Here is a 12846-nt window from a genome sequence, read left to right as displayed (position 1 = left end):
GCTATAATTCCTGTGAAATTGATAGAATCCAGTCAGTAGCCGACTCGAACGTTCAGCCACATCTTTATTTGCAAGATATTTCATCATCTAAATTTGTTCCTTATAAGTGCACCTTAGGCAGGTTGATAAAAAGATATCTAACGGTGATAATCAGACAATTCGGTTGGTTAACCACAAGTAGTTCATTTCTAAGCGCTAGTTAAAGCTAAATCGGATATATGTAATTAGAATCGATTAATATATCTATTCTTAGTCACATATCTTTATGTACTGGATGCCGATTGTTGGCATGAAATGTCGACTGAATCCCAGTCAGCCACTGAGCGGAAGAGTGATATCGAACAACGTCATCAAGAGACCGCAGCGGACGTCGTTCCACCGAATCTGAAACTTTATATCGGTGGCGAGTGGACGACAAGTTCTTCGGGAGAAACATTCGAAACCCGAGATCCAACAACCGGCGACTCACTTGCAACAGTCCAAGCAGGAAACGACAAGGACATCGATCGCGCAGTCGAGGCGGCATGGACTGCTTACGACGACACTTGGTCGAACTACTCGGCGGCGGATCGCCAGCGTGTTCTCGAGGAGATCGCCGACAGAGTCGAGCAAAGCAAGGAGGAATTCGCGCTCCTCGAAACGCTCGACAATGGGAAACCGATCAGTGAGTCCAGAGTCGATATGGAGCTGGTCGCTGATCACTTCCGCTATTTCGCTGGCGCAACCCGTGTCAACGGCGGGGACACCATCCCAAGTGGTGGTGAGAGCCAGCACGTCCAAACGATCTCCGAACCGTACGGTGTCGTTGGCCAGATCACACCGTGGAACTTCCCACTGTTGATGGCAGCGTGGAAACTCGGCCCAGCGCTCGCTGCAGGCAATTGTTCGGTGCTCAAGCCGGCCGAACAGACACCGTTGACAATCCTCAAGCTGATGGACGAAGTCGACGACGTACTTCCCGATGGGGTCGTGAACGTCGTTACCGGCTTCGGACCTGAAGCTGGCGAACCACTGGCGAAACATCCAGATATTCGAAAACTTGCCTTCACCGGATCAACCGAGATCGGTAAGCAAGTAATGGCACAGGCTGCCGAGAACGTCCACGACATCACGCTCGAGCTTGGTGGAAAAAGCCCGCTGATCATCTACCCTGACGCGGATCTTGAAAAGGCAGTCAACACGACGATAACAGCCATCTTCTACAACACGGGTGAGTGCTGTTCCGCGGGATCACGGCTGTTCATCCACAGCAATATCAAAGAAGAGTTCCTCGACGCTCTGGCGTCCACTGCTGAGGACCTCGTGATTGACGATCCCCTTCTCGAAGAAACGACTCTTGGGCCGAAGGTGACCGAAGAACAGGCCCAGAATACGCTCGAGTACATCCAGGAAGCTCGTGACGCTGGTGCCGACTTCATTACCGGCGGTGACGTACCCGACGACGACGCTCTCGAAGAGGGAAGCTTCGTCTCGCCGACGCTGATCGACAATATTGATCACAACAACCGTGCCGTCCAAGAGGAAATCTTCGGCCCGGTTCAAGAAGTCTTCGAGTGGACCGACTACGAGAAGATGATCAAACTGGCGAACGACGTCGACTATGGGCTCGCAGCGGGTATCCTCACAAACGACCTGACGAAAGCTTATCAGACAGCGAAAGATATCGAAGCTGGGACGATCTGGGTGAACCAGTACAACTCCTTCCCAGCTGGACAGCCCTTCGGCGGCTACAAAGAGTCCGGTATCGGCCGTGAAATCGGATACGAGGCACTCGCCGACCACTACACACAAACGAAAACCATCAACATCGGTCTGCAGTAGGCGATGAGCGAGCCGGGCTCAATCCCATTTTCTAAGTGGGAAGGCGAGTACGTCCGCCATCTTACCGTCTCACCCGACGGTAGTGTCTACGTTGTCCCGTCCGGGACTCACGAGCGCTTGCATCAGAGTATAATCGGTGACTCGATAATAGGAGAGCAGTTCGATGGGCCGAGTGGGACGAAAGTCGAACTTGCGCTTACCGGTTGGGTGCAACTCCAGAGCGATCAGCTGATTGATCGAGTTAACGTCGACGCTCCCAACGGATTTGACCAAACGGAACTTGTCCGAACGTTCGCCAAAATGCACGAGGCTGGATCAATTGCCGTCGCATTTCATCCGTCTGGAGAGGTACTCACGAGTACAACCGATGAGTTGGCACTCCCTGGGAACGGGGATCGTGTGCCGGTTCCATTAGAGAACGAGAAATAAGCAACAAATGAGTGACGAGGACCAAACGAAGCCAGAGAAAAACGCTGTCGACAACTCAACCGAGGCAGGACGAATGCTCGCACGAACATGGGCAATCGCATCGAACTATCGCACACCATCGGACTATGGAATCCCACCGGCGCCTACATTCACCGCTGAACGTCGTGCAGATGGCACTCTTGTGCTGCTTGCGTGTCCCAACTCAACGGAGCCGGTTATGACGGCTGAACACTCAGTAAAGATCCGACGATAAGACCCTACAAACTAACGAAACAAGATCTATTGATCTAATTTTACGATGTACTTTTCAGCTATCTATATAACTATATGTGGTTATGCTCCCCGATCTCCCACCGACAGTTGGCCGAATCATTCACACGCTTCTCACAGCCGAAAACCGCCTGTCACAGCGGGACCTCGCCGACCAAGCGGGCGTCTCAGCACGGACCATCCGGAACTATCGCAACCGGCTCGAGGCGTTCGCTCTCATCCGGATTGACGAGACCGGATATCGTTTGGCGCTCTCGTTTCAGACGGCTGTTGAACGCCGCGATTCGGTTGTTCCAACTGTCCTCAAGGGGAACCAGACGCTCCTCGACGCCGCCGACGCATTTCTCGAGACACTCCTCCCGCCAGCGCGATGTGGTGATCCCGACGACCCACTCGGTAGCGTGCTGTTCTGGCAACCGGATCCGTCGCGATTACTCGATCATCCGACGGTCGGCCCGTGGCTGCGACTAGCAATTGCACTTACAGTATCAGACACCCTCGAGAAGAACTGGGTCGTACAGATGGGCCCACCGCTCGAGCAGCAGCCGCTTTCTTCTAGAGCTACATAGGATATAGACCATTGTTCCGCCTCGTCTTCTCCCCATTTGTCCGATGTGGTAGCATCAGTTCTTGAACTCGGTGAGTTGTCTGGCTAGTGAACGTCGAGATCTGGATTTCCGCACCGAGTTAACCAACATACAACCTACTGTGTTGGTTAACTGAGGGGTCCTGTCTGTTTTGTATGCATCAATCCGAGCTCTCACAACGCTAAGAAATATATTTTCAGTGCCTTGGTATATGTCCTAACATCATTCTACCAACGGGCAAGGTTGAGAACTAAAGTGGGGCGGCTACCCCTGTCCGACCATCGTCTCCTCGTCCTCCCACTCCCGCTCACGGAGTTCGTACTTCTGAGTCTTTCCAGTCGCCGTCTTCGGCAGCTCGTCGACAAACTCGACGCGGTGGACGACCTTGTATCCGGCGAGCCGCTCGCGGGTGTATGCCGTCAGGTCATCCTTGGTGACCGGCGGATTCTCGGGATCGCCGCTCGCCGGAACGACGAACGCCTTCGGCGTCTCGCCCCACTTCTCGCTCGGCGTAGGGATGATCGCCACGTCGGCGACGTCGGGGTGGTCGAACAGCACGTCCTCAAGTTCGATGCTCGAGATGTTCTCGCCGCCGGAGACGATGATGTCCTTCTTGCGGTCCTGGATCGCCATCAGCCCGTCCTCATTGACGACGGCCAGATCGCCCGTGTGGAACCAGCCCTCGCGCTTGTCGTCGAACGACTCCTCAGTCTCCTCGGGTTTCTCCCAGTAGCCGTCCATCACCTGGTTGCCCCGAACGACGATCTCGCCGATCGTCTCGTCGTCCCAGGGCACCTCCTCACCATCGTCGTCAACGACCTCGACCTCAGTTGCGAGGGGGGCGATCCCCTGTCGCTTCTTCAGCGCGAATCGCTCCGCGCTGTCCTCGTCTATCAGCCGCCGGGTCGCGGAGGTGCCGATCAGAGGGCCGGTTTCGGTCGCGCCGTAGAGCTGGCGGAAGTGCCAGCCGAACTCCTCCTCGACGGTCTCGATGATACTCTCGGGGGGAGCGGCGCCAGCCGCAGTGACCCGCATCGGTGCGTCGCCCGTCGTCGGCACGTCCTCGTCCATGAGGTACTCCTCGAACAGCGTCAGCACGGTCGGCGCACAGCACAGGAAGGAGACGTCCTCCTCGCGGATCTGCCGGAGATTCGTCTCGGCGTCGACGCCGCGGGTACAGACGTGTTTCGCGCCAATTCCCGTGATCGCGTAGATGTGGCCCCAGCCGTTGACGTGAAACATCGGCAGCGTCCAGAGGTAGACGTCGTCGTCGGTGATCTCGTGGTGGATCGTCACCAACTGGGCGTGTAGGGCCTCAGTGCGGTGGGTCCGCATGACCCCCTTCGGATCACCTGTCGTCCCCGAAGTATAGTTGATCGTGATGACGTCGTCCTCGCTCATCTCGGGACGGTCGTACTCAGGCGAGGCGTCATCGATGAGGGTCTCGAAGTCCTCCCACTCCCCGTCACATCCATTGAGGGCATCGGCGTCGGTCGCGATAAAGGTCTCCGTCGGCACCTCGTCACGAACGGCGTCGATCCTCTCGGCGTACTCGTAGTCCGCGATGACGGCGTCGACGCCTGCGTCGTCGAGCATGTATTCGTAGTCCTCGGACGTCAAACGATAGTTCAGCGGCGTATGGATCGCCCCGAGCTGCATAATCCCATAGGCCGACTCGAGGTGGTAGTGGGTGTTCGGGTCGAGCACTGCCACCCGATCGCCCTTCTCGATGCCCCGCTCCCGGAGTACCGCAGAGAGTCGATCAGCGCGATCGCCCAAGTCGTCGTAGGTGTAGCGTTCGCCCGTCGTCGCGACGACGGCCTCCTCGTCGCCATAGTACTTGCGCGCCCGGTCAAGAAAGTCTGTTACGAGGAGTGGGACCTCCATACACGTGGTTCTTGAGTAACGTTCATTATATTCCTTGCGGACGGGTCAATCAGTGCCAAAACCGAAACACGAGCCGAACCGCGGGCGCGGTTACCCGGAATCTACTGCTAGCCGACTCGCCGCTCCGCATCGTTCCAGTACCTCTCACTGAGGGTACTAACTAAACAGCTCGAAAATCCACCAGCTCTAATTAGCCTAGACTCGCTCAAAGTTTAGACGCGTCTAATTTATATATTGGAAGAGCCAACTAGCGCATATGGGTATCCGTAGGCTCAACCAGCGGAGGAGATCATGCCCTCGATAGATTACGATAGTGCAGCAGACGTCACAGAACGTCTCGAACAGCGATTGATCGAATCACTCACCGGTGAAACGAGCGTCAGTCGTCGCACAGTACTCGGCAGTCTCGGTGTCGCCGGGAGTGCAGCAGTCGGACTCGGGAGTACCCAAGCAAGTGTGTCGCCCGGCCACAACGACGAGGATGGACACGGCAACTTCGGCACGGTGGGCGAATACCAGGATCTGGATTTCGACCCGCACGAGTTCCTCACCGCGTTCAACACCGGAGACAGCGGACAGGATAACGTTCCCCAGCAGATCTACGAGGTGGATGGCCGAACCATCCGGGAGTTCGAAGTAACTGCCGTCGACACGACGATTACCATCGCGCCGGGCGTCGAGTTCCAGGCATGGGCGTACAACGGCCAGGTGCCGGGTCCGACGATCCGCGCCGTTGAGGGAGACCTACTCCGGATCAAGTTCACGAACTTGGGACGGCATGCTCACACGATTCACCCGCATCTGAAGAACCTCAACCCGCGAATGGATGGAATCCCTCAGAACGGGCCAGGTGTGCTCGATACGGGGGAATCCTTCACCTACGAGTGGATCGCCCAGCCCGCCGGCACACACTTCTATCACTGCCACTCGCTCCCGCTGAAAGAGCACATCCACCGCGGACTCTACGGCACGATCATCGTTGATCCGGACCCCGAACGCGTTAGGGAGAACCCACGCGACTACGTCAATTACCCTGGCCCGATTACTGACGACTTCCGGACACAGCTCGTCGAAGAGGCAAGGAGTCGGAATCACGAGTACGCCGAAAACGACGCCGTCAACGAGATGGTAATGATAATGAACTCGTTCGATACCAACTTCGACGGCGGAAACGAGGTCTACGCGGCGAACACACGGGCGTTCGGATACGGGGTCGGTGAAACCGACGGCAACGGTAACTGGACGGCGGGCGAGACGAAACGCCCCATCCAGATTGACAAGAACGAACTCCAGCGCGTGTACCTCGCCAATGCCACGGAGTTCGACCTCATCAATTCGTTCCACACGCACTCGCAGTTCTTCGACTATTATGACCATGGGACGACGCTGACGCCAACGCGCAAGACTGTGGATACGATCATGCAGACGCAGGCGCAGCGCGGTATCCTCGAGATCGACTACTCGGATCACGAACCCGGACTGTACATGTTCCACGCGCATCAATCGGAGTTTGCCGAACTCGGCTGGATGAGCTTCTTCGAGGTGGTCTAACATGACGGACAAAGGAGAACACTTGACGACGGACGGTGGTGTACCAGCCGAGAACGAGACCACACAGCCCCTCGGATTACCGCGGTGGGTCAGCGCGTTACTCCCGATCGTGTTGCTCGTGCTCGTCCTGGGTGTGTTCGCGTTCACGTCACCGCTTGCCGGTGTTCAAAGCGGCACACCGCTCCCGGACGTGACGGTCACGCACACAACGCTTCCGAGCGACGACACGGTCGTACTGCACGTGACGAATAACGGGCCCGAATCCGTGACGATATCACAGGTCCTCGTCGATGAAGCCTACTGGAATTTCCGGGTCGACGGAGCCGGTGGTGACCAAACGCTCGCCCCGATGGAAAGCGCACAGATCGTGGTTCCGTATCACTGGAACCCGGGGTGGGATCTCGAGGTCGCTCTCGTCCTCTCTGACGGATCGACGGTCCATAACACGATCGTCGCTCCGAGTCAGTCACCCGGATTTAGCCTCAGTCTGCTCGGGACGCTTGCAGTCATCGGGCTGTTCGTCGGTGTCATCCCGGTCGCACTCGGGATGCTGTGGTTCCCCTACATCAAGACGATGAGCGATCGGTGGCTGCACGCCGTGCTCTTATTCGCGGCCGGCGTACTGAGCTTCTTGGCGTTCGATGCCGGGTTCGAGGCGTTCGAACTCGCCGAGCGGGTTCCAGGCGCGTACGAGGGCAACCTCCTGGTCGTCTTCGGAATCTTTGGCGCACTTCTTCTGGTCCAGGCGATCAGTGCGTGGCGTGAGGGCCGTGTCGCCGCTGGCGATAGTCGGGCGAGTAGCGGTCTCTGGATCGCCTATCTGGTCGCGGTAGGGATCGGTCTGCACAACCTCGCGGAGGGACTTGCTATCGGGAGTTCGTTTGCACTCGGGCGCGTGTCGCTCGGTGCATTCCTCGTGATTGGGTTCATGCTCCACAACGTGACGGAAGGCCCGGCCGTCGTTGCACCGGTTGCCCGCGGAAAACGCCCGTCGCTCAAGCACTTCGCCGCACTCGGCGTTATCGCCGGCGCACCCGTCATCCTCGGTGGCTGGATCGGTAGTCTCGCGTACTCGCCGACGATCGGCGCCTTCTTCCTCGCGATCGGGGTTGGTGCGATCCTGCAGGTCAACTGGGAGATCGCGCGAATGGTTCGGGATGCGGGCGGTCGCGTGGCCAGCGCCACGAATCTGCTTGCATTCCTGTTCGGCCTCGGCGTTATGTACGTGACCGACCTCCTCGTGGCGCTCTAATAGACATCGCCCAATTCTGTTACAATGTCGCTCAAGTATTACGATCGGCGGACGGTGTTGCGACTTAGCACTGCCACCCTAGCGACTCTCAGCACCGCTGGATGTTTGAGCGGGCAGGCATCGTCGATCCAGACCATCACGATGCCCGACAACCACACGTTTGAGCCGAAGACTACGACGATCAAATCTGGGGAGACGGTAACGTGGACGAACGAGAGCGACATCCAGCACACGGTCACAGCGTACGAAGACGAGATTCCAGACGAGGCCGCGTACTTCGCAAGTGGTGGCTTCGAGTCAGAGCGTGCTGCGAGAAACCGGATCAACGAGGGGCTCATCGCTCCGGGCGAGGACTACAAGCACACGTTCGATCAACCCGGAACGTACGGATACTATTGTATCCCACACGAGAGTTCTGGGATGGTCGGAACGATTCGGATCGAATGAGCCACCTCAAGCAATAGAAGACAGGTATCCGGCTGGAGAATCGTTGCTCCTCTCGCATCATTCGAGAAGTGCGCGGCAGACACCCTGTAAAAAAGTCACAGCCTACCGCATGCCCCGCCGATTGAGGACGTTCGATGAGATTCGCGAGCGCGTTGATCCCGACGAGCACGACGCAAAAACGCACGTAGCCACGATCTGGTACGACCTCGACGCTTGGGAGTACACGAGTGAGTATTCCGTAGAGGGAGATCGGTGACGGTTGAATCCCCCGACGAGGGCGTCAAGTGCCTCTGACGTTAATTCGTTATCACCACCCCCTCCGTATCTTTCGATACCACTTCACCAAGGACTCTCGAGTCTGGTCGCAAGACAGCGGTAACAGACGGACGATCGATGCCCGAACGGACAGGATCGCGGCGAACGCCCAGCACCGCACCGTGGCCGCCGCTGCTGGCGAACGGTGGACAGTCGGCCAGGAACACGCAAGATGGACAGTCCACTCAAGATCACGCGAGGAAGACACCAGATTTGGCCCTGTTGAAATCCTATTCTTCAGACGTGATGTTGTCTGAAACAGCTGTTATACAGAGATGCTTACTGACCGCTGGGATTCCTGCCAATCAGAGTATCTGTTCGAAGAGTCGTGATGAATACAGAGCGCGGATATGGCACGGAGTGAGGAGCAACCAAGGTAGAAGGTCGAACGCTCAATACAGGGCAAGAATATCGTATTAGACAGATGGATCTACATAGAACATGATATAGTTGAAAGAATTCTCACGTCCCTCCGAGTATTTCTCTACCGCTTCACGTTGGGGGGTTGCATCCGATTTGTCGCGGAGAAAAATAGTGGAATTTCTTACGCGCTATCTTCCGGGGAGTATTGAGAGGTGACGATCTTATTGGAGTAGGCAGTGGTCTCGTGGCGAATCGGCCGGACTTCTTGCAAGGCGTCATCGGCATACCACTCCCTCGCTGCTTGAACGGATGGGAATTCCAAGACGCTCGTCACGTCATGACCCCATTCACCGTCAAGCACGGTCGGATTAAACGAGAGAACGAGCGCCTCGCCGCCATGCGCGACAATTGTCTCTCCAGCAACAGGAAGATATTCGTTCATAAACCGCTCCCTGTCGGTTACCCCCTCGACAGTAATCACATATCCCTTCTGGGATTGAGCAGATTCGCTTCTAGTCGTTTCGTCAGTCTGCGATTCCTTCGCACGGCCACTCGCTGTTGCAGACGGGAGCATTCCGAGTGCGCCTGCTGTGACCGCCCCCGCTTTCAACAGCGTTCGGCGCAAGACGCCGTCTGGATTCGGTTCGTTCGTCATGATCACATTCTCCTACGGCCACCGCTGGTTCTTATCACCGTACGTCGGTTCGTGTATTCCTGATCACTTCTCTTTCGGCTATCCTTCGATTCGCTTTTCCTCGTATTCGATGGTTGATTCTCACCCCCCTGTTCCTTGGTGGCACCTACCATCGCGAGATTCATAGCCCTACTCGATGGGGAGTTTTCGAGCCCCTGCACCGATCTTCACCCCGCGCACAAGCTATTAGCAACTCTGGGACATAGCGACCGACACAAAGGGGGAGATATATGCCAACATCCGACACGAATGAGGCGCTGGAAGAGGTCCAAATCTTCGTAAATTCGCCATACAGCATGCGGGTGTTCGAAGCACTCATCGACGGGTCGACGACGGGTCGCGCCCTTGCAGAACAGACGGGAGCTTCACGGTCTACCGTTACCCGCATCCTCAACAAGGGGGAATCACAGGGATGGATCGACTCAGAGGGCAGTCAATACGAACTCACGGACAGGGGAGAAACCATGACCAACGAGTTCCACGACTACCTACAGACCGTCAAGGGTATCCGGCATCTCGGAGAGATGATCCGATTTCTTCCGCCACCTGCTCGTGAACTTGATCCACGGCATTTCCGTGATGCCGACATTATAACGCCGACCGAGACGAATCCCGTTGAGCCGTTCGATTATTTAGCGGAGTGGATCCGTGCTGCGAACAAGAAGCGGTCGCTTGTCCGACTTGCCGTCAGCCGGTTTGTGAAATTAATCCACGATCAGTCGATGCATGGACAGTTAGATTCTGAATCCGTGATCGAAGCCAGTTGGTTCGATACTCTTGGCGAAGAGCCGAAACAGATACCAATCTGGCAGACACGTGCAGAGAGAGGCGATGTTCTTTTGTACGATGGAGAAGTTCCAATTAGTTTCCATATAATCGATACAACAGTCGGATTCTGGTTGAGCGAGGACGATCAGAATGGAGTTGAAGGGTTGGTGGTAACTGATGATCCAGTTGTTGTCTCGTGGGCGAAGTCACTCTACGAGGACTACCGTGATGAGGCTGAGCCTCTCAACCCGACGATGTTGCCGGAGGCCTAACACGTGGTGCGCTCTACGGCGTTAGGTAGCGGACGCAGTTAATGAATACGCGCTGTCTATCAGCACGACTCAGTCAACATCTCCGATAGATGGTAGAAGCATCAGCACTAAGTTCGCAGATCTATAGAACGGCTGGTTCAGTAGGGCGGGCGTGAAACAAACGAGATCGTCGTGCTGAACTCCTCCTCTATATTCAGCAGATGACTTTTGGTAGATTTCGGATAGATCGATAGCCACTTTGGCAACTGCTTGCCCTATACTGAACACTCCACTATGTCAGAGAACGCAGTGTCTTTCACAAGGATGAGACAGAAATGGCCGCTCAGTAGATGTGCTTACTGACTGCCGCCGGTTTAACAGATTTGAGTGATATTCGGGGCCGTACTGAATAGAAGGTATAAATTCAGCCGAATGATTCGACGAAATCACTCACGATGTGATTGAATCGTTCTGGTTCTTCGACGGTAATACAGTGTCCGCTTTCCTCGAAGCGTTCAAATTGAGCATCCGGAATGAGTTCCGCAACGTACTCGACGGATGCAACGCTCCGCCACGTTTCGTCCGCCCCGGCGCAAACTAACGTCGGGACATCAATTTCGGGAAGCACGTCTCGGTAATCACGCGTCAATTCGAGAAGCATTGCCCCTTGAATTGGAGGCGGGGTCCGAGATCCTTCGTCAAACATCATGGTCCGCAGTTCCCAGGAGGGTGAATCTTTGAGCAGTGCGTCTATTGATTGATCGGTGAGATCCAATGGATTCGTCTGGATACGAGCGAGGGTTTCCCTGAGCCCTTCCACGGTGTAACTGCCGTAGTCGTAACCCTCCCGTTGTAGCGGCGATGGTTCCATATCGACATCGATCAATGCGAGTAATCGATCTGTGCCGAACTGATCGATGTACTCCCACGACACTATCGCACCCATCGACCAGCCGACGAGAACGATGTTATCGAGATTGAGCTGGTCGAGAAACGCACGTAAATCCTGTGCGTACTGCGGTAGTGTATGCCCCAAGTCCGTCTTCTCGGACCGACCGTGGCCTCTGAAATCGAACGCGATCGTTCGGTACTCGTTCGAGAGGCCGGTCAACTGCGGTTCAAAGTACCTGAGACCATCTCCCCCACCGTGGAGGAAGACTATTGGTTGGCCCGCGCCGTGATCCTCGTAATAGAGATCGGCTCCGTTGCACTGGATGACTGGCATAACGCTGAATATACACCGTACTAAGGGATAATCATAGTGGGCAAGACAACAGAAATACGCTGAATAGGACTTCTGTATTCAGCACGCCGCTTCTTACAGCAGTCTGAGGGTTTTCTTGACGGAACTGAATACAGGGCGCGTATCTTTCAAATCGAGTCGACGAACCGGCTCATGACCCAATTGAACCGTTCGGGTTCCTCGAAACACGGGCCGTGGCCGCTGTCTTCGAACAGTTCGAACTGGGCGTCTGGGACGAAATCCACGACGTTTCTCACTGACGCGACGGTCCCACGTGTTGTTTCTTCCTCTGCCCCGGCGCACACCAACATGGGAACATCTATCTCGGGGAGGACGCGTCGGTAATCGCGTGTGACCGCATCGATCAGGATGACGGTCCCGATCGAGGCCGGCGTCCGGGAGATCTCGTCGAACTGTAACGTTTTCGTCTCGGCGCTGGGATCCTTGAAGACCTGCTCCGTCATGCGTTCGATGATGCTCGTCCGGTCTCCCTGGACCAACGCGAGCGTGTCCTTGATTCCTTCCAGGTCGGTGAGTCCGTGCTCGTAGTCATCCCACTGAAATCGAGATGCTTCCATGTCGACGTCGACCAGTCCTCGTATCCGTTCGGTGCCGAATTGATCCACGTACTCCCACGAGACGAGCGCGCCCAACGACCATCCAACGAGGACGACATCATCGAGGTCTCGTTGTTCGACGAAGGTGTGAATATCGCGGGCGTATTGGGCGACTGTGTGGCCCAGTTCCGTCTTCTCCGACCGGCCGTGCCCCCTGAAATCGACGGCGACCGCGCGGTACTCGTCCGAGAGACCAGCTAACTGTGGCTCGAAAAACCGCAGACTGTGCAACACACCGTGGAGAAACACGATTGGTTGGCCCTCGCCGCGGTCTTCGTAATAGAGGTCGGCCCCGTTACACTGGGCGTACGGCATAGCGATGATCATTCGATGCACTCAACGATAAGTCTA

11 protein-coding genes are annotated in these 12846 nt (G+C 56.1%); 7 read left to right on the top strand and 4 right to left on the bottom strand.

Features of this window, described 5'->3' with window-relative positions; translation table 11 throughout:
• The first annotated feature begins 294 nt into the window (after positions 1-294).
• The 3 genes from HTUR_RS19750 to HTUR_RS19740 all read left to right on the top strand — a co-directional run bounded on the left by HTUR_RS19750 (position 295) and on the right by HTUR_RS19740 (position 3089).
• Positions 295-1821: an aldehyde dehydrogenase family protein gene (locus tag HTUR_RS19750; RefSeq protein ID WP_012945104.1), complete on the top strand. Its 1527-nt coding sequence runs from the start codon at positions 295-297 to the stop codon at positions 1819-1821.
• A 3-nt stretch (positions 1822-1824) separates the two neighbouring features.
• Entirely contained in the window at positions 1825-2250 is a 426-nt protein-coding gene (locus tag HTUR_RS28665; RefSeq protein WP_012945103.1) for a hypothetical protein, read from the top strand.
• A gap of 335 nt (positions 2251-2585) precedes the next feature.
• Positions 2586-3089, top strand: coding sequence for a winged helix-turn-helix transcriptional regulator (locus tag HTUR_RS19740; RefSeq protein WP_012945102.1), 504 nt, complete (start codon positions 2586-2588; stop codon positions 3087-3089).
• A gap of 282 nt (positions 3090-3371) precedes the next feature.
• Here HTUR_RS19740 and HTUR_RS19735 read toward each other — a convergent pair whose 3' ends face one another.
• The gene (locus HTUR_RS19735) at positions 3372-4994 is read right to left on the bottom strand and encodes a long-chain-fatty-acid--CoA ligase (protein WP_012945101.1); all 1623 of its coding nucleotides are present in this window, start codon (positions 4992-4994) and stop codon (positions 3372-3374) included.
• A gap of 291 nt (positions 4995-5285) precedes the next feature.
• On the opposite strand from HTUR_RS19735, the gene HTUR_RS19730 reads away from it, so the two are divergent.
• The 3 genes from HTUR_RS19730 (at position 5286) to HTUR_RS19720 (ending at position 8244) form a co-directional block, all read left to right on the top strand.
• Entirely contained in the window at positions 5286-6545 is a 1260-nt protein-coding gene (locus tag HTUR_RS19730; RefSeq protein ID WP_012945100.1) for a multicopper oxidase domain-containing protein, read from the top strand.
• A 1-nt stretch (position 6546) separates the two neighbouring features.
• On the top strand, positions 6547-7797 hold the full coding sequence (locus HTUR_RS19725) for a ZIP family metal transporter (RefSeq protein WP_012945099.1): 1251 nt from the start codon (positions 6547-6549) through the stop codon (positions 7795-7797).
• 105 nt (positions 7798-7902) lie between these two features.
• Positions 7903-8244: a cupredoxin domain-containing protein gene (locus HTUR_RS19720; RefSeq protein WP_226377543.1), complete on the top strand. Its 342-nt coding sequence runs from the start codon at positions 7903-7905 to the stop codon at positions 8242-8244.
• An 859-nt stretch (positions 8245-9103) separates the two neighbouring features.
• Here HTUR_RS19720 and HTUR_RS25710 read toward each other — a convergent pair.
• The gene (locus HTUR_RS25710) at positions 9104-9577 is read right to left on the bottom strand and encodes a DUF1330 domain-containing protein (RefSeq protein ID WP_012945096.1); all 474 of its coding nucleotides are present in this window, start codon (positions 9575-9577) and stop codon (positions 9104-9106) included.
• Between the two features lie 269 nt (positions 9578-9846).
• On the opposite strand from HTUR_RS25710, the gene HTUR_RS19710 reads away from it, so the two are divergent.
• Positions 9847-10656: a helix-turn-helix transcriptional regulator gene (locus tag HTUR_RS19710; protein ID WP_012945095.1), complete on the top strand. Its 810-nt coding sequence runs from the start codon at positions 9847-9849 to the stop codon at positions 10654-10656.
• 403 nt (positions 10657-11059) lie between these two features.
• Here the strand turns inward: HTUR_RS19710 and HTUR_RS19705 are convergent, their stop codons facing one another.
• Positions 11060-11860 (bottom strand): alpha/beta fold hydrolase, encoded by an 801-nt coding sequence (locus HTUR_RS19705; RefSeq protein WP_012945094.1) that lies wholly within the window; start codon positions 11858-11860, stop codon positions 11060-11062.
• Positions 11861-12006: 146 nt separating this feature from the next.
• Positions 12007-12810, bottom strand: a complete 804-nt coding sequence (locus HTUR_RS19700; protein ID WP_049942009.1) for an alpha/beta fold hydrolase — start codon at positions 12808-12810, stop codon at positions 12007-12009.
• Positions 12811-12846: the final 36 nt, after the last annotated feature.

The sequence above is a fragment of the Haloterrigena turkmenica DSM 5511 genome (genome assembly GCF_000025325.1).
In the GTDB taxonomy this organism is placed as follows: Archaea; Halobacteriota; Halobacteria; order Halobacteriales; family Natrialbaceae; genus Haloterrigena; species Haloterrigena turkmenica.
Note: the sequence above shows the minus strand (reverse complement) of the source record. Positions and strands in the feature narration are given on the sequence as shown.